A 25,995-nucleotide genomic window follows, 5' to 3' on the forward strand; every position below is an offset into this window, starting at 1 on the left:
CTCAAGCGTCCTCTAACTGATGGAACGCCAGGTCGATCTCGTGTTTCATCTTATCGATGAACATCAGTGCGCGGATATCCTGCGCGGCGGCGTGGAAGTCGTTGCCATCGAGGTGGACGGCGATATCGAGCAGGCGGCCCTTGCGGTCGTTGCGCAGTTCGCGGTCCAGCGCCTCCAGCGCGCCCAGGTCCTTGGCGGCGCGGGCTTCGCCCAGCGCTTCGCGCCATTCCATCTGCTGCATCAGGAAGGTCATCGGCATGGCCGTGTTGGACTCCGTCTGCAGATCCACGCCATTGAGCTCGCACAGGTACTGGGCGCGCTTCTGGGGATTCTTCAGGGTCTGGTAGGCTTCGTTGGCGCGCGTGGCCCACTGCATGGCGACGCGCTTTTCCGCGTCCGTCGCGTTGACGAAACGGTCGGGATGGACCTGGCCCTGGACGTCGCGGTAGGCGGCGTCCAGCGCACTCTGGTCGAGCGTGAATTGCTGCGGCAGGTGGAACAGTTCGAAATGATTTTGCATGGCTGGGGTCTATCCGGGTCTAGTCGCAGGCTGCCGTCACAATCGCAAGACCGCGGCGCGTGGTACGCGGGCTCAGATGCGGAAGCTTTCGCCGCAGCCGCACGCGTCCTTCTGGTTCGGGTTGTTGAACTTGAAGCCTTCGTTCAAGCCCTCGCGCGCGAAGTCCAGCTCGGTGCCGTCGATGTACGGCAGGCTTTTCGGATCGACGAACACCTTCACGCCGAACGATTCGAACACGTGATCCTCCTGCGCCGCCTCGTCCACATATTCCAGCTTGTAGGCCAGTCCCGAGCAGCCCGTGGTGCGCACGCCAAAGCGCAGGCCCACGCCCTTGCCGCGCCGTTCGATGTAACGGTTGATGTGCTTCGCCGCTTTTTCGGTCAGTGTGATTGCCATGCATTTCTCCTGCCGGCCCCGGATTCCGCCGGGGGCCGGTGTCAAACAAATTAAGCCGCTGCGACCGGGTGCTTGGTCTGGTAATCGAGCACGGCGGCCTTGATGGCGTCTTCCGCCAGGATCGAGCAGTGGATTTTCACTGGCGGCAGCGCCAGTTCTTCCGCGATCTGGGTGTTCTTGATGGCCAGCGCCTGGTCCAGCGTCTTGCCCTTGACCCATTCGGTCACCAGCGAGCTCGATGCGATGGCCGAACCGCAGCCATAGGTCTTGAACTTGGCATCTTCGATCAGGCCATCGGCGCCGACCTTGATCTGCAGCTTCATCACGTCGCCGCAGGCGGGCGCACCCACCATGCCGGTGCCGACGGTTTCATCGCCTTTTTCGAACGCGCCCACGTTGCGGGGGTTTTCGTAGTGGTCCAACACTTTTTCCGAGTAAGCCATTTTGATGCTCCTAAATTATCTGAATGCGTGCGTGTCTGATTAGTGGGCAGCCCACTGGATCGAGTTGATGTCGATCCCTTCCTTGAACATATCCCACAGCGGCGACAGTTCGCGCAGCTTGCCGACCTTGGCCTTCATCAGGTTGACGGCGAAGTCGATGTCTTCCTCGGTGGTGAAGCGGCCGATGGTGAAGCGGATCGAGCTGTGCGCCAGTTCGTCGCTGCGGCCCAGCGCGCGCAGCACGTACGACGGCTCCAGGCTGGCCGAGGTGCAGGCCGAACCGGACGACACGGCCAGGTCCTTGACGGCCATGATCAGCGATTCGCCTTCCACGTAGTTGAAGCTCACGTTCAGGTTGTGCGGCACGCGGTGCGCCATGTCGCCGTTGACGTAGGTTTCTTCGATTTCCTGCAGGCCGGCGGCCAGGCGGTCGCGCAGCGCCTTGATGCGCACGATCTCCTCATCCATCTCCAGCTTGGCCAGGCGGAACGCCTCGCCCATGCCGACGATCTGGTGGGTCGGCAGCGTGCCCGAACGCAGGCCGCGCTCATGGCCGCCACCGTGCATCTGCGCTTCCAGGCGCACGCGCGGCTTGCGGCACACGTACAGCGCGCCCACGCCTTTCGGGCCGTAGGTCTTGTGGGCCGTGAAGGTCATCAGGTCGACCTTGGTCTTTTGCAGGTCGATGGCCACCTTGCCCGTCGCCTGGGCGGCGTCGCAGTGGAAGATGATGCCTTTCGAGCGGCACAGCGCGCCGATCTCGGCGATCGGCTGGACCACGCCGATCTCGTTGTTGACCAGCATGACGGACACCAGGATGGTATCGGGGCGGATAGCCGCCGTCAGCTGTTCGATAGAGATCAGGCCGTTGTCCTGCGGGTCCAGGTAGGTCGCTTCGAAGCCCTGGCGTTCCAGTTCGCGCACCGTGTCGAGCACCGATTTGTGCTCGGTCTTGACGGTGATGATGTGCTTGCCCTTGGTCTTGTAGAACTGCGCCGCGCCCTTCAGGGCCAGGTTGTTGCTCTCGGTGGCGCCCGAGGTCCAGATGATTTCGCGCGGATCGGCATTGACCAGCGCCGCCACGTGGCCGCGCGCCTCTTCCACCGCTTTTTCCGCCACCCAGCCATACATGTGGCTGCGCGAGGCGGGATTACCGAACTGCTCGCGCAGATACGGAATCATCTGATCGGCGACGCGCGGATCGACCGGCGTGGTGGCCGAGTAGTCCATGTAGATCGGGAAATGCGGGGCGGTATGGAACTGGACCTGCGCGACGTTTTTTTCAGGGGCATTCATCTAGTTACTCCAAAGCGTGACAACTTATTTTCAGGCTAACCGCGGCGCGGTCATCAGCCCATCGCGGCGTGGTTGCGGTGCAGCACGACCACGTTTTGTTCGGCGTTCTTCAGTTTCTGCTGGTCGACCAGGTCCTGCAGCGACACGGAATCGAGGTAGTCGACCATCTTCTCGTTGAGCGTGGCCCACAGTTCGTGGGTCATGCAACGGGCGCCACTGGCGGCGTCGGCGCCGTGGCAATTTTCCTTGCCGCCGCACTGGGTGGCGTCGAGCGGCTCGTCGACGGCGATGATGATGTCGGCCACCGTCACCTTGTCGGCCCGGCGCGCCAGACTGTAGCCGCCGCCGGGGCCGCGGATGGATTCGACGATCTCATGGCGGCGCAGCTTGCCGAACAGCTGCTCCAGGTAGGACAGCGAGATGGCTTGCCGCTGGCTGATGCCCGACAACGTGACGGGGCCCTTGCCCTGGCGCATGGCCAAATCGATCATCGCAGTCACGGCAAAACGGCCTTTGGTGGTCAGACGCATCACTACCTCGGTTCAACTCGGTTAAAATATCGCTCTTCAACTAGTCAAGAAACCCTGATTAGTTGATCGATTTAGTCAAGTATATCAAACTTTGCGTAAGTTTGTCAGGACCGGCTTTGGCCGGCCGCCAGCAGCCGCATGGGGCCGAACAGGCCATGCATGTCAGTGTTGACGATGAAACTCAGGTTGTACGGATGCTCGCAACATACTTGCGGGAAACTTTTCATCACCGGCAACTTGTTCAGCTGCTCAGCGATCTTTCCCCACAGTATGACCACCGGCGCCGGCTGCACCAGCCGGGCCAGTTCCGCCATCACCGTCTCGAAGAACGGCAGCCACGCCTTGGCATCGCGCGCGGGCGCCACGTGCGGGCGGAACACCAGCGCCGCGTTCAGCAGCAGGAAGCCCTGCGCCGTCAGCGCGGCCTGCATCTGGGCCAGGGTCTGGATGGTGGCGCCGCCGTTGCGGGCCCGCTCGGCCACGGCCGCCAGCGCGGGGCCGGCCGTGTTGTCCGGCGCCAGCTGGCCGTCGGCCACCAGCAACATCTTCATGAAATTGCGCAGCGAGGTGGCCTTGTTGACGGGCTTGGACAGGCCGCCGCCCGCCTCGTCCGACCACAGGCTGCCGACGGCGCCGTCCATGAAACAGACGCCGGTCGCGCTCTCGGCGCGCGGATACGGCCCCTCGCCCACCAGCACATAGCGCACCCGCTCCAGTGGCAGCGCGAACGCGGCGAACAGGCGCTGCTCCGTCGGCAGATAATCGTCCACGGCCAGCGCCGGCAGATAGGCCGGATCGGCCGCCATCATCGCCTCCAGCCCCTTGCGCAGGATGGGGCACCACGAAGCGTGGGCGCGCGTGAGCGCGTCGGCGATGGGTGCGGGGATGGTCATGGCGCAGCGGGCTGAGAGGGGAAAGGCGAAATTGTAACGCAGCGCGCTTACGCCCGTCTTGCGCCCACATTGCGCCGACATTGCGCCGACATTGCGCCCACAGGGGTCGCCGCGCTTGCGCCGGCGACGACAATATAGCAAGATTGTTATGTTGTTTTGCGCCAGTCTCACCATCCCTTCCACCGCTGAGGTAAAACGTGGCAAACCCTGACATCTCCAAGCTCAAGATCGAACGCGGCCCGCAAGCGCAACTGGCGGGCGCACACCCGCGGCGGCGCTGGCTGCGTTGGGTGGTGGTGGGCGTGCTGGTGCTGGGCGCGGCGGCCGTGGTGTCGCGCCGGCTGGGCGGCGCGGCCAGCGTGGAGACGGTCACCGTGGCCCAGGCCTACCCGTCCCAGAACTACACGCTGCTCAACGCCACCGGCTACGTGGTGGCGCAGCGCAAGGCGGCGCTCTCGTCCAAGGCCACCGGGCGGCTGGAATGGCTGGGGGTGCTGGAGGGCAGCCACGTGAAGAAGGATGAGGTGGTGGCGCGGCTGGAAAACCGCGACGTGAGCGCCGCGCTGGGCCAGGCCAAGGCCAACGTGCAGGTGGCGCAGGCCAACCTGGCGCAGGGCCAGGCCGAGCTGCAGGACGCGCAGGCGGCCTTCAAGCGCAGCGCCGAACTGCTGCAACAGAAATTCATCGCCGCCGCCACCTACGATGCGGCCCAGGCCCGGCTGAACAAGGCGCGCGCCAACATCGCCGGCTACCAGGCCGCCATCGCCGCCGCCAAGGCCGGCGCGCAGTCGGCCCAGGTGGCGCTCGACCAGACCCTGATCCGCGCCCCGTTCGACGGCGTGATCCTGACCAAGAGCGCCAACGTGGGCGACAACATCACCCCATTCTCGTCGGCCGCCGACAGCAAGGGCGCCGTCGTCACCATCGCCGACATGGACACGCTGGAGGTGGAGGCTGACGTCTCCGAATCGAACATCAGCAAGATCCACGTCGACCAGCCGGCCGAGATCCAGCTCGACGCTTTCCCCGAACTGCGGCTGGAAGGCACGGTGTCGCGCATGGTGCCCACGCTGGACCGCAGCAAGGCCACGCTGCTGGTCAAGGTGCGCTTCGCCGCGCCGGACAGTCGCGTGCTGCCCGACATGAGCGCCAAAGTGGCCTTCCTGTCCAAACCGGTGCCCCCTGCCGAGCGCGCGCCCGTGGTGGCCGTGCAGCCGGGCGCCATCGCCACCCGCGACGGAAAATCCGTGGCCTTCGTGGCCGATGCCGGCAAGGTGCACCAGGTGCCCGTGACGGCCGGCGCCAAGGTGGGCGAACTGGTGGCCGTGCAAGGCGTCAATCCGGGCGACAAGCTGGTGCTCAACCCCGCGCCCGGCCTGCGCGACGGCCAGGCCATCGCACTGGCGAAGAAATAAGCCATGGAGCCCATCGTCCAGATCGAACACCTGGTCAAGTCCTACCGGCGCGGCGGCCAGGTGGTGCCGGTGCTGACCGACATCAGCCTGTCCATTCAGGCCGGCGACTTCACGGCCCTGATGGGGCCATCCGGCTCCGGCAAGAGCACCCTCCTCAACCTGATCGCCGGCATCGACAAACCGGACAGCGGCCTGCTGCGCGTGGACGGCCTCGATATTGCCCGCATGGGCGAAAGCGCGCTGGCCCAGTGGCGCGCCACCCACGTCGGTTTTATCTTCCAGTTCTACAACCTGATGCCAGTGCTGACCGCGTTCGAGAACGTGGAACTGCCGCTGCTGCTCACCTCCCTGTCGCGGCGCGAGCGGCGCGAACGGGTGGAGCTGACGCTGGCCATGGTCAACCTGGCCGACCGCATGGACCACACGCCCAACGAGCTGTCGGGCGGCCAGCAGCAGCGCGTGGCCATCGCGCGCGCCATCGTCACCGACCCGGCCCTGATCGTGGCCGACGAACCGACCGGGGACCTGGACCGCGCTTCGGCCGCCGAGGTGCTGGCCCTGCTGCAACGGCTGAACCGCGAGCTGGGCAAGACCATCATTATGGTCACCCACGACGCCAACGCGGCCGCCGCCGCGCGCAGCCTGGTGCACCTGGAAAAAGGCGAGCTGCTGGCCGAAGGAGCGGCCTGACGCATGGTCGCGCCGCTCTACTCGCTGCGCCTGATCGCCAAGAACGCCTTGCGCCACAAGCTGCGCACGGCGCTGACGGTGCTCGGGCTGGTGGTGGCCACGCTCTCGTTCGGCCTGCTGCAAACGGTGATCGACGCCTGGTACGCGGGCGCGGAAGGCGCCGCCAACACCACCCTCGTCACCCGCAACAAGACCTCGCTGGTGTTCCCGCTGCCGCTGTCCTACCAGGCCCGCATCCGCGGCGTGGAAGGCGTGAAGGCGGTCGGCTACGCCAACTGGTTCGGCGGCGTGTACCAGGACCCGAAGAACTTCTTCGCCCAATTCGCCATCTCCGGCCAGAGCTACCTCGACATCTATCCCGACTACCTGCTGCCCGAGGACCAGCGCAGCGCCTTCCTGCGCGACCGCAAGGGCGCCATCGTCGGCCGCAAGCTGGCCGACCAGTATGGCTTCAAGGTGGGTGACATCATCCCCATCAAGGGCACCATCTATCCGGGCCAGTGGGAGTTCGTGGTGCGCGGCATCTACGACGGCCGCCAGAGCAGCACCAACACCTCCACCATGTTCGTGCAGTGGGATTACATCAACGAGACGATCAAGAAGATCACGCCGCGCCGCGCCAACCAGATCGGCGTGTACGTGGTGCAGATCGGCCAGCCCGAGAACGCGGCCGCCATCTCAGCCGCGATCGACAGCCAGTTCCGCAACTCGCTGGCCGAAACGCTGACGGAGACGGAGAAGGCATTCCAGCTCGGTTTCGTGTCCATGTCGGAAGCGATCGTGGTGGCGATCCGCGTGGTGTCCTACGTGGTGATCCTGATCATCATGGCCGTGATGGCCAACACCATGGCCATGAGCGCACGCGAACGGCTGGGCGAATACGCCACGCTCAAGGCACTCGGCTTCGGCCCCGGCTTCCTGGCGTTGATGATTTTCGGCGAATCGCTGCTGCTGGCCCTGTGCGGCGCCGGGCTGGGCATCGTGCTGCTGTTCCCCGTGGCCGCCGGTTTCGCGGCCAAGATGGGCACCATGTTCCCCGTGTTCGACGTGTCGGCGGCGACCGTGCTGCAGCAGGTGCTGGCGGCGCTGGCCATCGGCGTGGTGGCCGGCATCGCGCCCACCATCCGGGCCAGCCGCGTCAACATCGTCGAAGGCTTGCGTAGCATAGGATGACGCCATGAAGATCCCGCTCTCCTACATCGCCCGCAACCTGTGGATGCGGCGCCTGACCACCGGCCTGACGGCGGCCGGCCTGGCACTGGTGGTGTTCGTGTTCGCCACCGTGCTGATGCTCGACGAGGGCTTGCGCAGCACGCTGGTGACCACCGGCGAGTACGACAACGTGGTGGTGATCCGGCGCGCGGCCGACACCGAGATCCAGAGCGGTATCGAGCGCGCCCAGGCCAACATCGTCGCCACCCACCCGGCCATCGCGCGCGGGCCGGACGGCCAGGCCATGCTGTCGAAGGAAACCGTGGTGCTGATCTCGCTCAACAAGCGCGACACGGACAAGCCGTCCAACGTCATCATCCGCGGCGTGGATTTGCGCGGCCTGCAGTTGCGGCCCCAGGTGAAGCTGACGAGCGGGCGCATGTTCCGGCCCGGCGCCTCCGAGATCATCGCCGGCGCCAGCATCGCGCGCCGCTTCGCCGGCGCCGGCATCGGCGAGAAGCTGCGCTTCGGCCAGCGCGAATGGACCGTGGTGGGCCTGTTCGACGCCGGCAACAGCGGCTTCGATTCCGAAGTGTGGGGCGACGCTGACCAACTGTTGCAAGCATTCCGCCGCAACGCGTGGTCGGCCATCGTGCTGCGGCTGGCCAGCACGGACAGCTTCGAACGCTTCAAGAAAGACATCGAAACCGACCCGCGCCTGACGCTGGACGCCAAGCGCGAACAGGTGTTCTATGCCGACCAGTCCAAGGCGCTGTCGACCTTCATCAACATCCTGGGCATGACGCTGTCGGTGATCTTCTCGATCGGCGCCATGATAGGCGCCACCATCACCATGTACGCTTCAGTGGCCAACCGCGTGGGCGAGATCGGCACCTTGCGCGCGCTGGGCTTCCGGCGCCGCAGCATCCTGGCCGCCTTCCTCACGGAGGCCATGCTGCTGTCGCTGGTGGGCGGCGTGGCGGGGCTGGCGCTGGCCTCGCTGATGCAGTTCATGTCCTTCTCCACCGCCAATTTCCAGACCTTCTCGGAGCTGGCCTTCGGCTTCAAGCTGAGCGCCGCCGTGGTGCTCAAGACGCTGGTGTTCGCCCTCATCATGGGCTTCATCGGCGGCTTCCTGCCGGCCGTGCGGGCGGCCCGCCTGCGCATCGTGGAAGCGCTGCGGGCCGCCTGAGCGACAGCGCTTACTCGGCGTCCGGCTGCTGCGACGGATGGGCGGCCGCGAACGCGGGCAGCGCCATGCAGTTGGCGTGGATGCGCATGATGGTCGGATAGGGCGCCAGGTCCAGCTCGAAGCGCTGGGCGTTGAACACTTGCGGCGCCAGGCAGCAGTCGGCCATGGTGGGCGCGTCGCCGTGGCAGAAGCGCCCTGTCTGCGGCTCGTTCGCCAGGTGCGCCTCCAGCATGGCCATGCCCTCGCCCAGCCAGTGCTTATACCACTGCGCCTTCACCTCCTCCGACAAACCCATCGGCCCTTTCAGGTACTTGAGCACGCGCAGGTTGGTGATCGGGTGCGTGTCGCACGCCACCGTCAGCGCCAGCGCGCGCACGCGGGCGCGGGCCAGCGCGCCCACGGGCAGCAGCGGGACGGCCGGATGCAGCTCGTCCAGGTACTCCATGATGGCCAGCGACTGGTGCACGATGGCGCCGTCGTCCTCCAGCGCCGGGATCAGGGCGCTGGGGTTGACGGCGCGGTAGGCCGGCGCCAGCTGCTGGCCGCCATCACGCAGTAAATGAACGGGGATGGCCTCGTAAGCCAGCCCTTTCAAGTTCAACGCAATACGCACGCGGTAAGCGGCAGAACTGCGGAAATAGGTGTACAGCTTCATTGCTCGACTCTTTCAGGAAAATCCAGCCATTAATGGCCGGCGGCCGCCATGCCGTCGGCCACGGCGCCCTCCACCACGGGCGGGCGCTCCATCAACCACAGCATGACGGCCGACAGCAGGGCCGGCACCGCCGCGATGGCGAAGATGGTGCTGTTGGGCCAGTTCATGCGGATCAGTTCACCGCCCAGCACCGGGCCGACGATGGAGCCGATGCGGCCCACGCCCAGGCTCCAGCCGATGCCGGTGGAGCGCAGCGTGGTCGGGTAGTAGCTGCCGGCCAGCGCGTTGACGGCCGGCTGGCCGCCGACGATGCAGAAACCGGCCACCAGGATGCTGGCGAACAGGAACAGCAGCGACGCTTCGGGCCGGCCGATCAGCACGATCGCCACAGCGGCCACCAGGAAGCTGGGGATCAGCACGCGGCGGAAGCTGGAACGGTCGATCAACTGGCCCATGACCAGCGTGCCGATGGTGCCGCCGATCGGCAGCACGGTCCCGGCCAGCACCGCCATGCTGGTCGACAGGCCGGCATCCTTGATGATGGTGGGCAGCCAGTTGGACAGGAAGTACAGGTTCAGCAGGTTGAGGAAGTTGACCAGCCAAAGCAGCGTGGTGGTCCAGGCGCGGCCCGCGCGGAACAGCGCCAGCACGGAGCCGCCCTTCTGCGGCGCTTCCTGCACCAGGTAGCGGCTGCCGGCGCCGGCCACCACGGTCGGATCGATGGCGCGCAGCCATTGGGCCACCTTGTCCGTGCGCCGTCCGCGCAACACCAGGAACTGCATGGACTCGGGCAGCAGCGGCAGCATCAGCAAGCCGATGGCCAGCGGCGCGAGACCACCGACATAGAACACGGCGCGCCAGCCGAAGGCGGGGATCAGCGCGGCCGACACCAAACCGCCGACCACCGCGCCCACGGTGAAGCCGCACGACACCAGCATCATCAGCGTCACGCGCCGGCGCGCCGGGCTGTACTCGCCGGCCAGCGCCATCACGTTGGGCATGATGGCGCCCAGACCCAGGCCCGTGATGAAGCGCAGCACCTGCAACTGCTCCAGCGAGGACGCCCACGGCGTGACCAGCATGCACACCGAGAAGAACAGCGTGGCGCCGATCAGCACGGGGCGGCGGCCTATCTTGTCGGCCAGCACGCTGAACGCGAGCGAGCCGACCAGCATGCCCAGCAAACCGGCGCCGAACACCGGCCCCAGGCTGGCCTTGGTCACATGCCACTCCTGGATGATGGCCGGGGCCACGTAGCCCATCGCCTGCACGTCGAAGCCATCCATTAGGATGCACAAGCCGCACAGCAGCAACACGCGTAGCTGGAACCCGCCGACCTTGTTGCGGTCGATGAGTGCCGGGATATCGATCTGACTTTCCATGCTGTCTCCTTGTTTTTTATGTGTTCATGCGCCGGACTCCTTGCCCGGCGCCGCCATCAACCGCGTTCGCGGTAGTGGGTGACGGTCTGCTCGATGGCGCCGAAGATGCTGGCGCCGTCCGCGTCGCGCATCTCGATGCGCACGCTGTCGCCGAACTTCAGGTAGCCCGTCTGCGGCTTGCCGCTTTCGATGGTTTCGTACATGCGCACTTCGGCCAGGCAGCAGTAGCCCACGCCGCCGTTCTCGATGCTCGATCCATGCAGGCTGCCCTGCTTGTTGGACACGGTGCCCGAGCCGATGATGGTGCCGGCCGCCAGCTCGCGCGTGGCGGCGGCGTGCGCCACCAGCTGCGCGAAGTTGAAGGTCATGTCCTCGCCCGCGTTGGGGCGGCCGAACGGCCGGTGGTTCAGTTCCACCAGCAGCGGCAGGTGCAGCTTGGTGTCGGCCCAGTGCGCGCCCAATTCATCGGGCGTGACAGCCACCGGCGAGAACGCGCTGGCGGCCTTGGACTGGAAGAAGCCGAAACCCTTGGCCAGTTCGTTCGGAATCAGGTTGCGCAGCGAGACGTCGTTGACCAGCATGACCAAGCGGATGGCCTTGGCCGCGTCGTCCACGCTGGCGCCCATGCGCACGTCGCCCGTGATGGCGGCCACTTCCGCTTCCAGGTCGATGCCCCAGTCTTCGGTGAGCGCGTAGATCGGATCGTGCGGGCCGATGAAGCTATCCGAACCGCCCTGGTACATCAGCGGGTCGGTGTAGAACGAGGCCGGCACTTCGGCGTTGCGGGCCTTGCGCACCAGTTCCACGTGGTTGATGTAGGCCGAACCGTCGGCCCACTGGTAGGCGCGCGGCAGGGGCGAATGGCATTGCAGCTGGTCGAACGGCTGGGCGTCGGCCACGGCGCCGGCGTTGAGGGCTGCGTAGGTCTGCTCCAGCCGTGGTGCAATGGCGTCCCAGTTGTCGAGCGCATGCTGGAGGGTGGCGGCGATGTGCGGCACGGCCACGCAGCGCGACAGGTCGCGGCTGACGATCACCAGGGCGCCGTCACGGCTGCCGTTCTTCAGGGTGGCGAGCTTCATTATTGCTGGCCCTCCGACTGCGGTTCATGCATCCAGGCCGCGTGGCGCGGGGCCTTGCGGGTTTTCGACCACTCCTCCAGCATTTCCCATTTGACGTCGTCCAGCTTCTTGTACATCTCCGGCGTGCCGGTGTTGGCCGCCAGTTCCAGCCGGTGGCCGTTGGGGTCGAAGAAGTAAATCGACTTGAAGATGGTGTGGTTGACGGGGCCCAGCACCTCGATGCCGGCGGCCACCAGGCGCTCCTTGGCGGCCAGCAGTGCGTCCATGCTCTCCACTTCCAGCGCCAGATGCTGCACCCAGGCCGGGGTGTTGCGGTCGCGGTCCATCGGCGCCTGGGTCGGCAGCTCGAAGAAGGCCAGCACGTTGCCGTGGCCGGCGTCCAGGAACACGTGCATGTACGGGTCCGGCGCTTTGGTCGATGGCACTTCGTTTTCGGCGATGGCCAGCACGAAGTCCATGTTCAGGTGTTTGACGTACCACTCGACGGTCTGCTTGGCGTCGATACAGCGGTAGGCCACGTGGTGGATTTGCTTGATCTTCATCTGTGTCTCCGGTTAAGTCCTCATGCAGAGCATTAGAATCCAGATTCAGATATCATACAAACGGTATTTTCTTGATCATTTATCGGATTTTCTTATGAATCCCAGCCTGCGACAGATGCGCGCCCTCGTGGCCGTGGCCAAGACCGGCAGCTTCACGCTGGCCGCCGAGTACCTGCACGTGACCCAGTCCGCCCTGAGCGGCCAGATCAAGGAGCTGGAGCAGGTGCTGGGCGTGACGGTGGTCGAGCGCACCACGCGCCGCGCCCAGTTGTCGGAACTGGGCCGCGAACTGTATCCGCTGTTCGACAAGATGCTGCAGGACCTCGACGGCGCCATGGCCGACATCGCCAACCGCAAAGCGCTCAAGAAGGGCATGGTGCGGGTGGCGGCGCCGCAGATGATGTCGTGCACGCTGCTGCCGGAAGTGATCGCCGCCTACCAGGCGACCCAGCCGGCGATCCAGGTGCGGCTGGTCGATTGCCCGCTGGAACAGGTGACGGCCCGCGTGTTCAGCGGCGAAGTCGATTTCGGCATCGGCCCCGAACGCGATCCCACGGCCGAGATCGACGCCGTGCAGTTGCTGGAAATGCCGTTCGTGCTGGTCTATCCACCCGGCCATCCGCTCGAACAACGCGAACGCGTGACCTGGGCCGACGTGGCCGATTATCCGTTCATCTCGCTGCAGGGCCAGTTCACGGAACGGCTGCTGCGCGACATGCACGCCTCGTTCCGCGACATTTCACTCAGCCCCTACAACGAGGTCACCTTCATGACGACGGCGCTGGCCATGGTGGCCGCGCGGCTGGGCATCACGGTCTGCCTGCCCTACGCGGCGCAGATGGTCAAACTGTATGGCTTGCAGATGCGCCAGTTGTTCGAGCCGGAGCTGACGCGGCGCTTTTTCGTCTACACAAAAAATGCCCGTGCGTTGTCGCCGGCGGCCGACAGCTTCGCCACCTTCCTGCACCAGTACGTGGCCGGCCACGAGTGGAACGTGACGCTGGACTGAGCGGCGTCACCCATCACGGCCGGGCGCCCTACGCCGTCCGGCTTAGTTCGACATTGCAACAAAGTATAGGCTTTTTACCTATTGGCAACATAATTGCCATAAGGATATACTGCGCGATGCTTTACGCCTGTTGAACAAACCTAACAAATGAACATCCTCCATATCGATACCTGCGCCCTGGGCGACGTGACCGGCTCGCGCCAGTCCACCGCCGCCGTGGTCGCCGCACAGTGTCCGGACGGTTCGGCGCGTGTCGTGTATCGCGACCTGGCCGCCGCGCCGCTATCCCACATCAGCGGCCCCCTGCTGCAAGTGCTGCGCCAGCAGTGGGACGACAGCATCCCGCTCAACGCCGAAGTGCGCGCCGAGGCCACGCTGAGCCAGTCGCTGCTGCGCGAATTCCGCGACGCCGACCTGGTCGTGCTGGCCGCGCCACTGTACAACTACTCCATCCCGTCGGTCCTCAAGGCCTGGCTGGACCGGCTCCTGCACTTGGCCCAGGCGCCGGGCGCCAACGACGCCGACGCTTCCAGCGCCTGCGCCGGCGGCAAGCGCCTGCTGGTGATCACCTCGTGCTGCAGCCCGGCCGCGCAACCGGCGCAGCAGCGCATGATGGACGAGCACGAGCAGCACCTGGCCCGCGTGTTCCGCCATCTCGGCATCGCCCAGCCCGAGTTCCTGCGCATCGCCACCGATGACGATGGCAAACTGCTGATGCCCGACACCTTGCCCACGTTGGCGGCCTGACGCCCGCAGGCACGCCATGGCTGACGCCAGCGCCGCGTCCGCCCTATAATGCGCAAGTGCCGGCCCCGCGCGGCCGGTTTGTCTCCCTGACCACTTTGCACCATGACTGCCAACACCATCGCCGCGAACGAGAAGATGAACAAGTTCGACGGCTGCCACAGCGTATGGCTGTTCGGCTACGGCTCGCTGATCTACAAGGCCGACTTCCCCTATCTGGAACGCCGCCCCGCCAGCATCACGGACTGGACACGCCGCTTCTGGCAAGGCTCGCATGACCACCGGGGCACGCCGGAAGCGCCGGGCCGCGTGGTGACCCTGATCCGCGAAGCGGGCGCCATCTGCCACGGCATGGCCTACCTGATCACACCCGACGTTTTCGGCCATCTCGACCATCGCGAGAAGAACGGTTACCTGCGCCTGGCCATCCCCATCCACTTCGACGACGGCCGCAGCGAGGAAGGCCTGGTCTACATCGCCACGGAAGACAACACGGCCTTCCTCGGCGCCGCCTCCGAGCAGGACATCGCGCGCCACATCGCGCGCTCGTCCGGCCCCAGCGGCCCCAACAGCGACTACCTGAACCACCTGGCCGCCGCCCTGCGCGAACTGGGCCAGCACGACCAGCACGTGTTCGCCATCGAGCGCCACCTGGCCGAACTGAACGCCAAGACTTCCTGAACGGCGGGCCAGTCGCGGCCGCCCAACAGTGGCCTTGGCGGGCCTACGCGGCAACCGTGCGCCATATCAATTCCCCCACACTGCCTGCCGACAGTTATCAAAAATTGTACATATGATGTTCCTTGACGGCATGTTGCCGAATGGATAGACCACATCGAGGCAAGGGGATTGAACATGGATTTTCGCAACGCGAGCGTGGCCACACGGCTGGCGGCCGGCTTTGGCCTGACCATCCTGGTGGGCATGGGCGTGGCCGGCTACGGCCACGCGCAACTGGGCAACATCGGCAGCGAGATGCACCTGCTGGTCAATGACCGCATGGTCAAGTACGACCAGCTCAACGAAGTGCAGGACAACGTCAACCTGGTGGCGCGCGCCGTGCGCAACGTGGTGCTGTTGTCGGACCATGGCGCCATGCAGGAGGAAGTGAGCCGCATCAATGGCGCGCGTGCATCGATCGGCGCCACCCTGCACAAGCTGGGCGGCGACAGTGCGCCCGACCAGGGCAAGCAACTGCTGCAACGCGTGGTGGACGCGCGCGTGCCCTATCTCAAAACGCTGGACAAGGCCATCGCACTGGGCCTGGACAACCGCAGCGACGAGGCGCGCGACACGCTGCTCAACGAGGTCCGCCCCTTGCAGGCCACGTTCTTCAAGGCGCTGGACGAGATGATGAACTACCAGCGCGAAAGCATGCGGCTCAGCGCGGCCGAAGCCCAGTCGACGGTCAGCCATGCCGGCACGGCCATGCTGCTGGCCACCGTGCTGGGCGCCATACTCGGCGCGCTGGCGGCCTATCGCATCACGCGCTCGCTCACGCGCGAGCTGGGCGGCGAGCCGGCCTATGCCGCCAACGTGGCCCGTGAGATCGCGGCCGGCAACCTGGCGGTCGATGTGCAGCGGCGCGAAGGCGACCAGCACAGCCTGCTGGCCGCCATGGGCGCCATGCGCGACAGCCTGTCCAGGGTGGTCAGCAGCGTGCGCCACAGCTCCGACAGCGTGGCCACGGCCAGCGCCGAGATCGCGCAGGGCAATATGGACTTGTCGGGCCGCACCGAGGCGCAGGCCAGCGCGCTGGAGGAAACGGCGGCCTCGATGGAACAGTTGTCGTCCACCGTGGCGCAGAACGCCGACAGCGCGCGCCAGGCCAGTCAGTTGGCCGTAGACGCCAGCACCGTGGCGCGCGAAGGCGGCGAGGTGGTCGGCCAGGTGATCCAGACCATGAAAGACATCGATGAAGCCAGCCACAAGATCAGCGACATCATCGCCGTGATCGACGGCATCGCATTCCAGACCAATATCCTGGCGCTCAACGCGGCGGTGGAAGCGGCCCGCGCCGGCGAACAAGGCCGTGGCTTCGCCGTCGTGGCGACCGAGGTGCGGGCGCTGGCCGGCCGCAGCGCGGAGGCGGCCAGGGAGATCAAGTCGCTGATCGGCGACAGCGTGGCGCGGGTCGAACATGGCGCGGCGCTGGTGGACAAGGCGGGCCGGACGATGGACGCCGTGGTCGAGGCCATAGGCCGGGTGACGGAGATCGTCGCCGAGATCAGCGCCGCCAGCCGCGAACAGGCCACGGGCGTGTCCCAGGTGACGGAGGCGGTCACGCAGATGGACGAGGCGACCCAGCAAAACGCGGCCCTGGTCGAGCAGATGGCCGCAGCAGCCGCCAGCATGCGCGGCGAGGCCCAGGAACTGGTGCAGGCGGTCGCCACCTTCCAGCTTGCGCATGGCCTGGCCGGCGGCGCCAGCGCTCCAGCGGTCGCCCCCAAGGCTGCCCCCGCCGGGCCGCAATACAGCGCCAGCATGGGCACTGGCGACACAGCGACCGGGCACGCGGTCATCGCGCTGGCAACGGCCAAACGGCGCACGGGCGCCGGCGCGCGCGACGCGCAAGCGCCCTCCACCCGCTCCAGCCCGGACGAATGGGAGGCGTTCTGACGTGATGTCCATGGCCTGCCTCGCATCGCGGACGGCTTAGCCGAACAGGTCCAGCTGTCCCTCGCCCGTCCTGCTGGCACGCGCGCCCAGCGGGGGAATCACCAGCGGACGGCGGAACTTGCTGGCGTCCAGCTGGTGGAAACGGCCGCCATGGCCGTTCAGCCCCAGCCGTGCGGCAGCAATCTTGAAACGCTGCCGGATCAGCTCGGCCCACACGCCTTCGCCATGCATGCGCGTGCTGAAATCGGCGTCGTAGTCTTTGCCACCGCGCATTTCGCGCACCCGGTTCATCACGCGCTGGGCCCGCTCCGGAAAGTGCGCCTGCAACCATTGCTGGAACAGGGGATTGACCTCCCACGGCAGCCGCAGCACGACGTAGTGGGCCGACGTGGCGCCGGCCTCATGCACGGCTTCCAGCAAACGCTCGATCTCCGGTTCCGTGATGAACGGAATGATCGGTGAAATACTCACCCCCACCGGGATGCCGGCCTCGGCCAGCGTGCGCACCGTGCGCAGCCGGCGCGCGGGTGCGGCCGCGCGCGGCTCCAGCGTGCGGGCGATGGCCGGGTCCAGCGTGGTGATGGTGACGGCCACGGCCGCCTGCCGCTTGGCCGCCATGGCGGCGAGGATGTCGATATCGCGCTCGATCAGGGCCGATTTGGTGATCAGGCCGACCGGGTGTTCACATTCCTGCAGCACTTCCAGCACGCCACGCGTGATCCGCAGTTCCCGTTCGCACGGCTGGTAGGCATCCGTGTTGACGCCCAGCGCGATCGATTCGGGCACGTAGGATGTCTTGGCCAGTTCGCGCCGCAGCAGGTGCGGGGCGTTGATCTTGGCGAAGATCTTGCTCTCGAAATCCAGCCCCGGCGACAGGCCCTGGTAGCTGTGCGTGGGCCGCGCGTAGCAATAAATGCAGCCATGCTCACAGCCAATCCATCTCCCCCCCTCAAATACATAACTATGTACATCTACGTCTAGTCTTGCCATAAGCCTGCAATGAAGCGCTTGCTGGCAATACGCGTCGCGCCTACGCCTTGCCAGCGGAGCTATCGTCGTCACGGATGCCAATTTGCACATCGCTGCTTGCTTAGAACTTGAATGCAGTGGCGGTCGCGTCCGCCTCCAGACGCACAGATGCTGGATGTACTCAAGCAACGTCACGACCAATCCTAGCTCTAAAATAAGCTCATCTGCTGGCTGCCGGTATTCGGCAAGGAAAATAAATCCAACCTGAGATCTTTTCGCTCCAGGTTTATGAAATTTTTTTTACATGCTAAATGAAATCTGTCTCGCAGTAGGTCCGCAAAGACTCCCGTTCCCCTCATGCGCTTTCCAAACCGTGAATCGTAAAGGTTGCCGCCTCGCATTTGACTCAAAATACTAAGAACATGCTTTGCTCTCTGAGGGTAATGAATGGAAAGCCATTCTTTAAACAGATCTGCGACTTCCAAAGGGAGCCTTAAGAGAATATAAGCTGCTGTAGTAGCGCCTGCGTTCGCTGCAGCAGCGACAATTGCCTCAAGTTCTTCGTCGGTAATGGCAGGAATAACTGGAGCAACTAATACTCCCACAGGGATACCACTATCGCTTAACTTCTTTACGGCATCAAGTCGCCTTTTAGGCACACTCGCCCGCGGCTCCAGTGTGCGTGAAATTTCGTTTCTCAGACTTGTTACAGAAACAAATACTCGAGCTAACCCCTTTGCTGCCATCCGTCCTAAAATGTCGCTGTCTCGAACAACAAGTCCAGATTTTGTCGTGATCGAGACTGGATTATTAAACTCTTCAAGTATTTCCAAAATTCCTCGTGTAATTCGGAGCTCTCTCTCGGCAGGTTGATATGGGTCAGTATTAGCTCCAAGCACAATCACTTTTGGAGCATAACTCTTCGACGATAACTCTTTTCTCAACAAATCAGCAGAGTTTACTTTGGCAAAAACTTTTGATTCGAAGTCTAAGCCAGGCGAAAGCCCAATATAGGCATGTGTAGGTCTAGCAAAACAGTAAATGCAACCGTGCTCACAACCTTGGAAAGGATTAATAGAATAATCAAATGGTATATCAGGCGACGTGTTTCTCGAAATTATACTTTTCGCCTCTTGGAGCCAAACGGTTGTTCGTATTTTTGTTTCAACCAACGCGCCATTTTCGTCAAGATTCTGATATTCTGGATCCGACTCCCTGGCCCACTCTTCGAATCGGGCACGCTCGTTAGATAAGGCACCACGGCCTTTAATGTTGAGTAGTGGATCGTGTGACATGTTCGCCGGATACTGTATGGATATACAGTATATCATAGCAGCCAACGTGATCCCCTGCAAACTCAATCTGTGGTGCTGGATGAAGCCCACGCTGGCTTGCTATCTATGCAAGCCGGGGCAGCACCGGCTGCTATAATCGTCCACATCCTTACGTGAATTTCGCTAGCTAAGCATCGGCCATGGAAACCTTCGACCTTGTCATCGACACGAGCATGTTGCGGAGGACTCCCTTCCTGCACCCGGACTTTCAGCTTCTGCTGCGGGAGTCCCAGAAGGGAACTCTAAAAATCCACATTCCGCACATTGCCCTCGAGGAAGAGCGGACCCATCACCTAAAAGCATACACAGATGCGGTCGCAGAACTGCAATCGAAGTTTGCCAAGCTCCAACGCGGCATGCTTGGGATGATTGTGGACGGCCTGCCCAAACCTATTATGGAATTGGGGGATCTTGGCGAGGTCACGCGAAATTCACAAGAGGTCTTCAAGCGATTTGTGACGGACAACAAGATCGAGGTGATCGATATCTCTGAGGAACAGGCCGCCAACGCATGGGCTCGATTTTTCGATGTGCGACCGCCTTTCAACCCGAACGAGCCCCGAGAACAACGACGTAAGGACATTCCAGATTCATGGATTCTGGAAGCCGCGATTGAAATCAAACCAAAGAAGGGCATCCGGTGCGCGCTGATTGCCGACAACAAGTTGGCGGCAGCATTTGAAGCGGAGGGCTTCAAGGTCTACAAGGACGTAGCCACACTGCTTGCCGACATAGAACAAGCTACGGCGGTAGCCCCTATGCAGAAGCAGGTCGTCGAAGGCCCGCTTGTGCCGCTCGACCAACTCCGCAGCGCCGCGTTCAAAAACATCGACGTTTTAATACTGGGGCTCATAGAGGCGCTCAACACGCCTTCAAAAGACGCCTTATTCGCCACCCTTGAAGCCGCCGGGTACGACCGGGCAATTGTCGAGCACGAAGCCCAAACGCTCGTGTTGTCAGGCCGGCTGACTGATACCGGATCGCACCTCTTACCTACAAGCCGCGCCCTTGCTAAGGAAGCCGCGGGCACAGAAGTTGTTATCGACGTATTGCTGAAGGTTCTCAAATGAGCGACCTCGACCTTCGCCTTGCAGCCCTTTCTAAACTGGTGGACATCAAGTCTGCTGCTGTTGATTCTCGTCTTAGCGACGAGTTCAAACGTATCTCAGAAATTCTCCAGAAGAGCACGGAATACAATGCGCTTTCGGAATCTCTAAAGATATTGGCGGTTTTGGTACCGCGCTTCCATATGGCTACGCTCCCTACATTGACATCATTTGTGCGTACGATATCGAATCGAGGTCTAACAGAAGAAGGTAAGCCGCTTTCGGAAACTCAAGTTCGCTACTGGACGCATGAAAGCCTGATACGCGAAGCAATCGATGTCGCCGAAAAAATACGTTATGTGCACACAGAAGATGTGATTGATTTCCTGCTCGAGATGTCGCAATCCGCTGAGGAGGAAGTAAGAGCAAAAGCAGAGAGGTCTCTTGAGTCGCTAGCGGCGTATCACCTAGACATTTTCTTTAGTACGCCACCACGTGGAGCAGAACCTCAGGCTCGGTTAGTGACTCATCTTTCAAAATTGAAGGATGATGCGCTGCTGCGCAATGCTAATGTAATTCTCCGTGTTCTTAGCAAAGTCTTGTCGCCGACAATTGAAGGTACATCTTGGTCATACCAGACCATTACGATTCGGCGTGGATCTGTGACGAGCGATGGCGGCGTCGCAGCAGTACGCTCGGACGCAATCAATCTGGCAAAGCGCATGTACGGGCTTGATAAATCAATCGAGCATCGAAAGCAAGTACTGCACACGCTTGACTCTGCAACCAGGCGGGAGCGCTCAGACAGCGATGCCGAAACACTCGCAATGTTCGAGCGCGATACCATCGCAGTGCTTGAATTCATGCACGATCAAGTAGCGACGGACGCACTACCTCTCGTGCAATCTATCGAGCACATGGCCTACTGGGACTACTTCCACGGTGCTACGCAAACGATAAAGGAAAAGGCATTACAAATACGTGATGCGCTGGCCGCACACAAGGAATACCAGATCTACAAGCAACTCATTGGATTTGAGGGCATCTTTGGAAATTGGGAGGACTTAAGCCGCTCTGAAGAAGCTTGGGGCTATAGCGATGCTAAGCGCAAGGAGGCGGCACGCCGGTATCTTGACGAGATTGACGATTCAAGTTTCGACCTCTGGAAAAATCGCATCCTTGAGTTCTCTAAGACTCGCTCAAATGACATGGCAATGTTCCCTGTCTATTACGAGTTCCTAGAATCCATTGGAAAGGAGAAGCCTCAGCTCGCCCTCAATCTCATCACCGTCCATGAGGAGGTCATGGCGTACTTCCTCATTCCGTTGATTCGGGGCTTATGGGCCAATGTACATCAGCCGGAAATTGAAGGCATTGTGCGTGAGTGGATTTCTGCCGGACGGAACCTAACAACTATTGCCAAGTCACTATATAACGTCGGAGTCTCGAAGTTGGATGTGCTTACCGCAGTTCTTACTCGGGCCAGCGAAATCGATGATCGAGAGACTTTGATGCAGATTATGGGAGTCGCGGCAAATCTGTATTCTGAGGGAGCCAATGACGCCATGCCGATATTTATGCAGGCCCTGCGTGAATTGGCCAAGAAAAATGATACACGCTGGGTCAGTGTGATCTGGTTCAGGAAGGACTTTAATGCGTTGATAAGGGCGATGGCATCAGATGACCGCACGGAACTGCTAACGTCGCTGATTCCCCTTCCAAACCTGGACTACCACGGCGAGGAGATTTTAAGCGAGATTGCGCAGCAGGATCTCAAAGGCGTCATCGACTTCTTTATCGAACGAATTAAATATGCGCGTAGCTTGGAAAAGAGCAAAAAGGAGAGCGACGACTTTGGTGAAGATCGGTATGAGCCCGTTCCCTACCAGCTCCATAAACTGAATGGGCTTCTATCCGCAGAACCTGGTCAACTACTAGCTGCTCTACGCCGAGACTTTGAGGATGAAGTTCAGTACATGTTCAGCTATCGTGGCGCGCGACTCATCAAATCTGCATTTCCGGCCTTCGGCTCGCCAATTGAGGAATTGCTCCTCGATTACACGAGAGCTGGTAGTCAAGATGACATCGACTTTGTCATCGGCGTCCTCCGAACATATGAAGGGTCGCTATCAACCTATGAGGTCTGCAAGGCCATCGTTAAAACTGTTCCGGAACACTCAACGGTCTGGAACGAAGTTGCCGCGATCATAGAGTCAACTGGTGTTGTGCATGGCGAATACGGTATGGTCCATTCATTCGAAAGTAAACAGCAAGCACTCTCTACTTGGCTGACCGAAGAAAATGAACACGTGAGAGCTTTCGCGGAATGGCTTTCTGATGGTCTTCGGCGCTTTATCGAGAACGAAAGACAACGTGTTGATGAGGGACTGGCGCTTCGCAAGTATCGATTCGGCATCGACAAAGACGAAACCTAAACGGGAACAGCTAGACTCCGTTTGATACAGACCGTCCGAAGCTCTACAAATCCTCAAGATCTTCGCGGTCGATACCTACGGAGAGGGAGGCGTGGGCCAGGCGCCTTTGCGGTATTAGCTTAGACTTGATCTGACACAAGCTGTCAGATGAATTGGAGTTTTGAGAGACCGTTACCGGCTGCCGGCCAAGAGGCGTAAGTAGGATTGCAGAACCTCTAACCCTCATGGCAGAGGCCGCTATGCCGACACACTCTGAAGATTATTGCGGCCAAAAGGATCTATCAAATATGGACTTCCCCTTGGGTCATCGCTCGCTGGGAAAACGACCCAACGTGCGTAGCGAGGTTTCTCGAGTAAAGCGGGATCCGCTCGAACCGTGGTTCACTGCAATGGAATTTGATTTGGATCCAGTTATTAGTACAGACGTCTCACGCTACCGGGATGCTTACAGCCTGTACTACCTTTCGGTCCGTAGATTCCTCACAAATATGTCCATTGTGACTCGCTACATGAGCTCAGCTCACTACGCTCGCAAGTACCGCCAAAAATACTCCCCATCCCAGAGAGCTATCGCGGAGAAGTATCGCGAGGTGGCTCCGTACACAGAGCTGGAGATAATAAACTGCCTGATCCACGCAAGAATCCTGCTGGACCGGGTGACGTCCCTGTCTAGCCACTTTCTGCAAGTCGGCAATCGGCCAAGCTTCAAATCGTTTAACGACCACAAGAAATTTTTCAAAAGGCTAACAGCACCATATGGCGATCACGAGCCTTATGCCGAACGCATCAGAAATGGCACAGACTGGTTCGAAATGCCGCTGAAGGCCGTACGGGATGATTTCATCGTCCATTCCGCGCCAAAGCACATGAGATTCGTCGCCCTTCCTAACGATTTCGAAGTGGAACTAATGATTCTCCGGGCTGAAGGAGTTCCTCCTGAAAAGCCTCTTGCCAAGTCCACCCCTATCACGGTGAGTGTCCTTCGAATGAGCCACGATATTGAAGACTTCCTACGGTGGTACTGCAATTACGCCGTCTCAAAGCGGTCATCATAATGTTGCCAAGGTAGCATAAGCGCTTCTTACCGGACGAAGGCATGGGCGTATTCCATCAATATCTGGCAAGAAGCCTGGAGCTAAAAACTCACAGTGTGGCAGTGCCAACGGGTAAGAAGAACTCCGCCGGACCAATAATGGAGCCATCACGGAGCATGCTAATCCCGCTATAAATAGCCTCAATATTTTCAAGTTGATTTAACTGTTCGTCGAATCGCCCTGTCGAACGACACACCATGACAATTTGACGAAAGATCTTCTCCTCAACGCCAAAGAAAGTTGCTCTAGGGCGGTCTAGTCTGAATGGGTCATTGCGATTGGCGACGACTTTGCCGTCTATTACCCGGAAGGCGGGGATATCATCAGGGCTGAAGTATCCACCTACAAACCGTCGGCCCTTGAACAGGGGCATTGCCAATTCCCAAACGACGACGGGAACAAGGATTTCCGGAGGAAGTGTGATGCCATTGCGCAGTGCGGCTGCTAGGAGTGGCTGGTCTAGCTTTTCCGCAATTCGACTGTAGTGAGAACCGATGATCGCAGAACCAAGTACGCGCGCGAGTTCACCATCAAGGGGCCTCTCTCCTGGGCTCTGTGGATCTTCAGCGAGCAATGTCGTTCGAACTACAGCGCTATCTCTTTCTGTAGCAAATCGTGTTGCTACGACGTGTCCTTTTACGCTATGTGGGATCCCTGCCGCATCTAATACCTGGACCCGATTGAACTGCTCTCGCCAACCATCGAATTCCTTGGTAGCGAACCCGATTGAAGTGTAACGGCCTTTGGCCTCCGCTAGAAACACACGATCCACACTCTCAGCGCAGAAATAGTCTGGCGTGTCGCCACTTTTTACGCGACTAATGGAGCAGCCTCCGAACGCACGATGAAGCTGCCTGTCGAGCAGATCTCCCATGTGCGCAAAGTATGTAATATTTAAATGTTCGTGAAGGAACCAGCGACAAAATGCTTGCCCAAGTTCGCATGATCGGCTTCGCCGAGCAGCTGTAGATATCCCCAATCCTCCGCCCTGAAAACGGAAGTCTGAGGTTGGTAGCAAGAACCGAACGTGCTCGAATTGTGTCGGATCCGGGCTGGGGGGACGGCGACCATATGTGTCGAGGTAATAGTGATGAAAAAGTTGGGCCAGGCCAACCGATATTTCCTGGGCTGGCTCGTTAAGCTTTGGTGCAGAGCGGAGCGTATGCGGTATTGTCGGATATTTGTTAAGACCCAGTTTTATAACCTTATCCATCTACTTTTCAGCCTTAATTTAAAGTCAAGATCGCACGAGTTGAGCGTTGAGATGATGCCACTACCTTGATGCCTGCCGTCGGCAGCAGCGGCGCAGAATAGCTATGAGACACGCGAGAAATTCCCCATCGGACGGCCCCAACAGGCGTGCCGATAATTGCCAGATTAGCTTGCATGAAGGCGAACGACTCTACTCGCCTTCCCAGTTTGGGCGCCATGTATCCGGAAGAAGATGCTTGGCGTAAGAGTAGGCAAGTTTCCCCGCTCGTATGCGTTTTGCCAAGGTCTCAGCAGCCTCTTCTGGTTTGCTCATCCTGCGCTCGAACGCACGAATCGCGTTAGGGAAGTGATTATTTGAATAGGAAATTTTCTTTTTATAGATTGGGTTTCCCGTCGGCTTATTATTGGTGTGCTCTGTTAGGGTTAGCGTCATATGATTCTTTTCCCCCTTTCGCTCGTCCCCACGAACGACTCGCTTTCCCATGAAGAAAGCGAGCCTGTGTGGCCCCCAGTCCGGTCTTGAAGGGAGTGGCGTTTTGTCACGTGCGGCCGCCGACTGCTTATCACGCCAATGCTTTGAACTGATTTGGCGCCCACTCATGCAAAAGTGCTGAGAATTTTCAATAGCACGTTCTATCTCAATATGCTTTTCTGAAGAAACGTACTGTCCGGTTATCCATTGACTCTCGGTCCAGTAGAGCAGCGCGAAAGGTAAATTTGAAGGCATAACGCCCTTACACCTGTAGCGTCCCTGTTCGATAAAAGTCTTTAACATAGATTCGAAAAGCCGGTCGCCAAAACCAATGCCAACGGTAGTGGCCAAGACTTCCCGAACCACGGCTGCTTCGTTTACCAAAAGCTTCAGCACCTCATCGTTGAATGCCTGGCTCAAGCGGGGCTCAGAGGAACTCAGGCTAACTTTCGCGCGCAACGAGCAGTTATCGTATTTCGCTTGATCGTAAATAATGTCCAGCCCAGGCACGTTGTGCTGATAGTGCTTTCCAAAAGGCTCCATTGGAGCTCGTTCATTTTCGCCGCGCACCCTATCTAACTCGCGGATCTCTATCGCATTTTTACATTCCGGACAGGTAGCGAGATATAGCGGGCTCTTCGGCACACTTTTAGTGTGCGTAGCCCAAGGAAAACGACGCTGGGTCTTTTCGAAATAGGTATCTTCGGTAATGAAGTCATATCCTGGGCTTGTCGGGTATAAGGCAAAGATATCCATAATGTAGTTTCCTCGTGGAAATCACATCATAGTCCAGAGACAGACTAAAAGCGTACTGAAGAACAGCACTCTTGACCATCAGTCGTTGTATTTCGGACATGGTGACAATTGGATAGAAAT

Annotated in this window: 25 protein-coding genes; 11 read left to right on the forward strand and 14 right to left on the reverse strand. The window is 60.9% G+C overall.

Annotation, left to right across the window (positions count from 1 at the left end):
* Position 1: 1 nt before the first annotated feature.
* The 6 genes from hscB to H3H37_RS20475 all read right to left on the reverse strand — a co-directional run bounded on the left by hscB (position 2) and on the right by H3H37_RS20475 (position 4,078).
* The gene (gene hscB, locus H3H37_RS20450; RefSeq protein WP_182165964.1) at positions 2-520 is read right to left on the reverse strand and encodes a Fe-S protein assembly co-chaperone HscB; all 519 of its coding nucleotides are present in this window, start codon (positions 518-520) and stop codon (positions 2-4) included.
* Positions 521-592: 72 nt separating this feature from the next.
* The gene (gene iscA, locus H3H37_RS20455; protein WP_182165966.1) at positions 593-916 is read right to left on the reverse strand and encodes an iron-sulfur cluster assembly protein IscA; all 324 of its coding nucleotides are present in this window, start codon (positions 914-916) and stop codon (positions 593-595) included.
* A 50-nt stretch (positions 917-966) separates the two neighbouring features.
* Positions 967-1,359, reverse strand: coding sequence for a Fe-S cluster assembly scaffold IscU (gene iscU, locus H3H37_RS20460; protein WP_182155877.1), 393 nt, complete (start codon positions 1,357-1,359; stop codon positions 967-969).
* A gap of 39 nt (positions 1,360-1,398) precedes the next feature.
* Positions 1,399-2,655, reverse strand: coding sequence for an IscS subfamily cysteine desulfurase (locus tag H3H37_RS20465; protein WP_182165968.1), 1,257 nt, complete (start codon positions 2,653-2,655; stop codon positions 1,399-1,401).
* A 53-nt stretch (positions 2,656-2,708) separates the two neighbouring features.
* The gene (iscR, locus tag H3H37_RS20470; protein WP_182155881.1) at positions 2,709-3,185 is read right to left on the reverse strand and encodes a Fe-S cluster assembly transcriptional regulator IscR; all 477 of its coding nucleotides are present in this window, start codon (positions 3,183-3,185) and stop codon (positions 2,709-2,711) included.
* Between the two features lie 104 nt (positions 3,186-3,289).
* Positions 3,290-4,078, reverse strand: coding sequence for a uracil-DNA glycosylase family protein (locus H3H37_RS20475; protein WP_182165970.1), 789 nt, complete (start codon positions 4,076-4,078; stop codon positions 3,290-3,292).
* Between the two features lie 197 nt (positions 4,079-4,275).
* Between H3H37_RS20475 and H3H37_RS20480 the strand changes: the two genes are divergently transcribed.
* From H3H37_RS20480 to H3H37_RS20495, 4 genes are read left to right on the forward strand one after another with little or no spacing between them, the layout of a single operon-like run.
* A complete protein-coding gene (locus H3H37_RS20480; protein WP_182165972.1) occupies positions 4,276-5,493 on the forward strand; it encodes an efflux RND transporter periplasmic adaptor subunit in 1,218 nt (405 codons plus the stop codon).
* Between the two features lie 3 nt (positions 5,494-5,496).
* Positions 5,497-6,183 carry an ABC transporter ATP-binding protein gene (locus H3H37_RS20485; protein WP_182165974.1) on the forward strand — a complete coding sequence of 229 codons (687 nt, stop codon included), beginning with the start codon at positions 5,497-5,499 and terminating at the stop codon, positions 6,181-6,183.
* A gap of 3 nt (positions 6,184-6,186) precedes the next feature.
* Positions 6,187-7,356 (forward strand): ABC transporter permease, encoded by a 1,170-nt coding sequence (locus H3H37_RS20490; RefSeq protein WP_182165976.1) that lies wholly within the window; start codon positions 6,187-6,189, stop codon positions 7,354-7,356.
* A 4-nt stretch (positions 7,357-7,360) separates the two neighbouring features.
* A complete protein-coding gene (locus H3H37_RS20495) occupies positions 7,361-8,527 on the forward strand; it encodes an ABC transporter permease (RefSeq protein ID WP_182165977.1) in 1,167 nt (388 codons plus the stop codon).
* A gap of 10 nt (positions 8,528-8,537) precedes the next feature.
* On the opposite strand, the gene maiA is transcribed toward H3H37_RS20495, so the two are convergent.
* Genes maiA through H3H37_RS20515 form a run of 4 tightly spaced genes read right to left on the reverse strand, consistent with a single transcriptional unit; the run spans position 8,538 to position 12,185 of the window.
* Positions 8,538-9,182: a maleylacetoacetate isomerase gene (gene maiA / locus H3H37_RS20500; protein ID WP_182165979.1), complete on the reverse strand. Its 645-nt coding sequence runs from the start codon at positions 9,180-9,182 to the stop codon at positions 8,538-8,540.
* Between the two features lie 29 nt (positions 9,183-9,211).
* Complete coding sequence (locus H3H37_RS20505) at positions 9,212-10,564, reverse strand: MFS transporter (RefSeq protein WP_182165981.1); 1,353 nt, start codon at positions 10,562-10,564, stop codon at positions 9,212-9,214.
* 56 nt (positions 10,565-10,620) lie between these two features.
* Positions 10,621-11,643, reverse strand: coding sequence for a fumarylacetoacetate hydrolase family protein (locus H3H37_RS20510; protein ID WP_182165983.1), 1,023 nt, complete (start codon positions 11,641-11,643; stop codon positions 10,621-10,623).
* Positions 11,643-12,185 carry a VOC family protein gene (locus tag H3H37_RS20515; protein WP_182165985.1) on the reverse strand — a complete coding sequence of 181 codons (543 nt, stop codon included), beginning with the start codon at positions 12,183-12,185 and terminating at the stop codon, positions 11,643-11,645. The genes H3H37_RS20510 and H3H37_RS20515 overlap by 1 nt, the downstream gene beginning before the upstream one ends.
* A 94-nt stretch (positions 12,186-12,279) precedes the next feature.
* Here H3H37_RS20515 and H3H37_RS20520 point away from each other — a divergent pair, with 94 nt between their 5' ends.
* From H3H37_RS20520 to H3H37_RS26155, 4 genes are all read left to right on the forward strand, one after another.
* Positions 12,280-13,194 carry a LysR family transcriptional regulator gene (locus H3H37_RS20520; RefSeq protein WP_182165987.1) on the forward strand — a complete coding sequence of 305 codons (915 nt, stop codon included), beginning with the start codon at positions 12,280-12,282 and terminating at the stop codon, positions 13,192-13,194.
* 147 nt (positions 13,195-13,341) lie between these two features.
* On the forward strand, positions 13,342-13,941 hold the full coding sequence (locus H3H37_RS20525) for an NAD(P)H-dependent oxidoreductase (protein WP_182165989.1): 600 nt from the start codon (positions 13,342-13,344) through the stop codon (positions 13,939-13,941).
* Between the two features lie 102 nt (positions 13,942-14,043).
* Positions 14,044-14,619: a gamma-glutamylcyclotransferase gene (locus H3H37_RS20530; protein WP_182165991.1), complete on the forward strand. Its 576-nt coding sequence runs from the start codon at positions 14,044-14,046 to the stop codon at positions 14,617-14,619.
* Between the two features lie 174 nt (positions 14,620-14,793).
* Positions 14,794-16,557: a methyl-accepting chemotaxis protein gene (locus tag H3H37_RS26155; RefSeq protein ID WP_182165993.1), complete on the forward strand. Its 1,764-nt coding sequence runs from the start codon at positions 14,794-14,796 to the stop codon at positions 16,555-16,557.
* A 36-nt stretch (positions 16,558-16,593) separates the two neighbouring features.
* Here H3H37_RS26155 and H3H37_RS20540 read toward each other — a convergent pair whose 3' ends face one another.
* On the reverse strand, positions 16,594-17,547 hold the full coding sequence (locus H3H37_RS20540) for a PA0069 family radical SAM protein (RefSeq protein WP_229218935.1): 954 nt from the start codon (positions 17,545-17,547) through the stop codon (positions 16,594-16,596).
* A 188-nt stretch (positions 17,548-17,735) separates the two neighbouring features.
* Positions 17,736-18,821, reverse strand: coding sequence for a PA0069 family radical SAM protein (locus H3H37_RS20545; RefSeq protein WP_182165995.1), 1,086 nt, complete (start codon positions 18,819-18,821; stop codon positions 17,736-17,738).
* Between the two features lie 179 nt (positions 18,822-19,000).
* On the opposite strand from H3H37_RS20545, the gene H3H37_RS20550 reads away from it, so the two are divergent.
* The 3 genes from H3H37_RS20550 to H3H37_RS20560 all read left to right on the forward strand — a co-directional run bounded on the left by H3H37_RS20550 (position 19,001) and on the right by H3H37_RS20560 (position 23,396).
* Positions 19,001-19,930, forward strand: a complete 930-nt coding sequence (locus tag H3H37_RS20550) for a PIN domain-containing protein (protein ID WP_182165997.1) — start codon at positions 19,001-19,003, stop codon at positions 19,928-19,930.
* Positions 19,927-22,341: a hypothetical protein gene (locus H3H37_RS20555; RefSeq protein ID WP_182165999.1), complete on the forward strand. Its 2,415-nt coding sequence runs from the start codon at positions 19,927-19,929 to the stop codon at positions 22,339-22,341. Before H3H37_RS20550 ends, H3H37_RS20555 begins: the two co-directional genes overlap by 4 nt.
* Before the next feature lie 287 nt (positions 22,342-22,628).
* Positions 22,629-23,396 (forward strand): hypothetical protein, encoded by a 768-nt coding sequence (locus H3H37_RS20560; RefSeq protein ID WP_182166001.1) that lies wholly within the window; start codon positions 22,629-22,631, stop codon positions 23,394-23,396.
* Between the two features lie 88 nt (positions 23,397-23,484).
* Here H3H37_RS20560 and H3H37_RS20565 read toward each other — a convergent pair whose 3' ends face one another.
* Both H3H37_RS20565 and H3H37_RS20570 read right to left on the reverse strand, forming a co-directional pair.
* Positions 23,485-24,648, reverse strand: a complete 1,164-nt coding sequence (locus H3H37_RS20565; protein WP_182166003.1) for a hypothetical protein — start codon at positions 24,646-24,648, stop codon at positions 23,485-23,487.
* Between the two features lie 189 nt (positions 24,649-24,837).
* Complete coding sequence (locus H3H37_RS20570; protein WP_182166005.1) at positions 24,838-25,875, reverse strand: hypothetical protein; 1,038 nt, start codon at positions 25,873-25,875, stop codon at positions 24,838-24,840.
* Between the last annotated feature and the right edge of the window lie 120 nt (positions 25,876-25,995).

Source organism: Rugamonas brunnea, assembly GCF_014042345.1.
Taxonomy (GTDB): Bacteria; Pseudomonadota; Gammaproteobacteria; order Burkholderiales; family Burkholderiaceae_D; genus Rugamonas; species Rugamonas brunnea.

What these genes read in the sequence shown, in the direction of transcription:
- H3H37_RS20505 (WP_182165981.1), bottom strand. Translation starts at nt 10,564, where the DNA reads ATGGAAAGTCAGATCGATATCCCGGCACTCATCGACCGCAACAAGGTC.
- H3H37_RS20475 (WP_182165970.1), bottom strand. Translation starts at nt 4,078, where the DNA reads ATGACCATCCCCGCACCCATCGCCGACGCGCTCACGCGCGCCCACGCT.
- H3H37_RS20540 (WP_229218935.1), bottom strand. Translation starts at nt 17,547, where the DNA reads ATGGCAAGACTAGACGTAGATGTACATAGTTATGTATTTGAGGGGGGG.
- H3H37_RS20520 (WP_182165987.1), top strand. Translation starts at nt 12,280, where the DNA reads ATGAATCCCAGCCTGCGACAGATGCGCGCCCTCGTGGCCGTGGCCAAG.
- H3H37_RS20515 (WP_182165985.1), bottom strand. Translation starts at nt 12,185, where the DNA reads ATGAAGATCAAGCAAATCCACCACGTGGCCTACCGCTGTATCGACGCC.
- H3H37_RS20530 (WP_182165991.1), top strand. Translation starts at nt 14,044, where the DNA reads ATGACTGCCAACACCATCGCCGCGAACGAGAAGATGAACAAGTTCGAC.
- H3H37_RS20490 (WP_182165976.1), top strand. Translation starts at nt 6,187, where the DNA reads ATGGTCGCGCCGCTCTACTCGCTGCGCCTGATCGCCAAGAACGCCTTG.
- H3H37_RS20465 (WP_182165968.1), bottom strand. Translation starts at nt 2,655, where the DNA reads ATGAATGCCCCTGAAAAAAACGTCGCGCAGGTCCAGTTCCATACCGCC.
- H3H37_RS20570 (WP_182166005.1), bottom strand. Translation starts at nt 25,875, where the DNA reads ATGGATATCTTTGCCTTATACCCGACAAGCCCAGGATATGACTTCATT.
- iscA (WP_182165966.1), bottom strand. Translation starts at nt 916, where the DNA reads ATGGCAATCACACTGACCGAAAAAGCGGCGAAGCACATCAACCGTTAC.
- iscR (WP_182155881.1), bottom strand. Translation starts at nt 3,185, where the DNA reads ATGCGTCTGACCACCAAAGGCCGTTTTGCCGTGACTGCGATGATCGAT.
- H3H37_RS26155 (WP_182165993.1), top strand. Translation starts at nt 14,794, where the DNA reads ATGGATTTTCGCAACGCGAGCGTGGCCACACGGCTGGCGGCCGGCTTT.
- iscU (WP_182155877.1), bottom strand. Translation starts at nt 1,359, where the DNA reads ATGGCTTACTCGGAAAAAGTGTTGGACCACTACGAAAACCCCCGCAAC.
- H3H37_RS20510 (WP_182165983.1), bottom strand. Translation starts at nt 11,643, where the DNA reads ATGAAGCTCGCCACCCTGAAGAACGGCAGCCGTGACGGCGCCCTGGTG.
- H3H37_RS20485 (WP_182165974.1), top strand. Translation starts at nt 5,497, where the DNA reads ATGGAGCCCATCGTCCAGATCGAACACCTGGTCAAGTCCTACCGGCGC.
- H3H37_RS20545 (WP_182165995.1), bottom strand. Translation starts at nt 18,821, where the DNA reads ATGTCACACGATCCACTACTCAACATTAAAGGCCGTGGTGCCTTATCT.
- maiA (WP_182165979.1), bottom strand. Translation starts at nt 9,182, where the DNA reads ATGAAGCTGTACACCTATTTCCGCAGTTCTGCCGCTTACCGCGTGCGT.
- H3H37_RS20560 (WP_182166001.1), top strand. Translation starts at nt 22,629, where the DNA reads ATGGACTTCCCCTTGGGTCATCGCTCGCTGGGAAAACGACCCAACGTG.
- hscB (WP_182165964.1), bottom strand. Translation starts at nt 520, where the DNA reads ATGCAAAATCATTTCGAACTGTTCCACCTGCCGCAGCAATTCACGCTC.
- H3H37_RS20495 (WP_182165977.1), top strand. Translation starts at nt 7,361, where the DNA reads ATGAAGATCCCGCTCTCCTACATCGCCCGCAACCTGTGGATGCGGCGC.
- H3H37_RS20555 (WP_182165999.1), top strand. Translation starts at nt 19,927, where the DNA reads ATGAGCGACCTCGACCTTCGCCTTGCAGCCCTTTCTAAACTGGTGGAC.
- H3H37_RS20550 (WP_182165997.1), top strand. Translation starts at nt 19,001, where the DNA reads ATGGAAACCTTCGACCTTGTCATCGACACGAGCATGTTGCGGAGGACT.
- H3H37_RS20565 (WP_182166003.1), bottom strand. Translation starts at nt 24,648, where the DNA reads ATGGATAAGGTTATAAAACTGGGTCTTAACAAATATCCGACAATACCG.
- H3H37_RS20525 (WP_182165989.1), top strand. Translation starts at nt 13,342, where the DNA reads ATGAACATCCTCCATATCGATACCTGCGCCCTGGGCGACGTGACCGGC.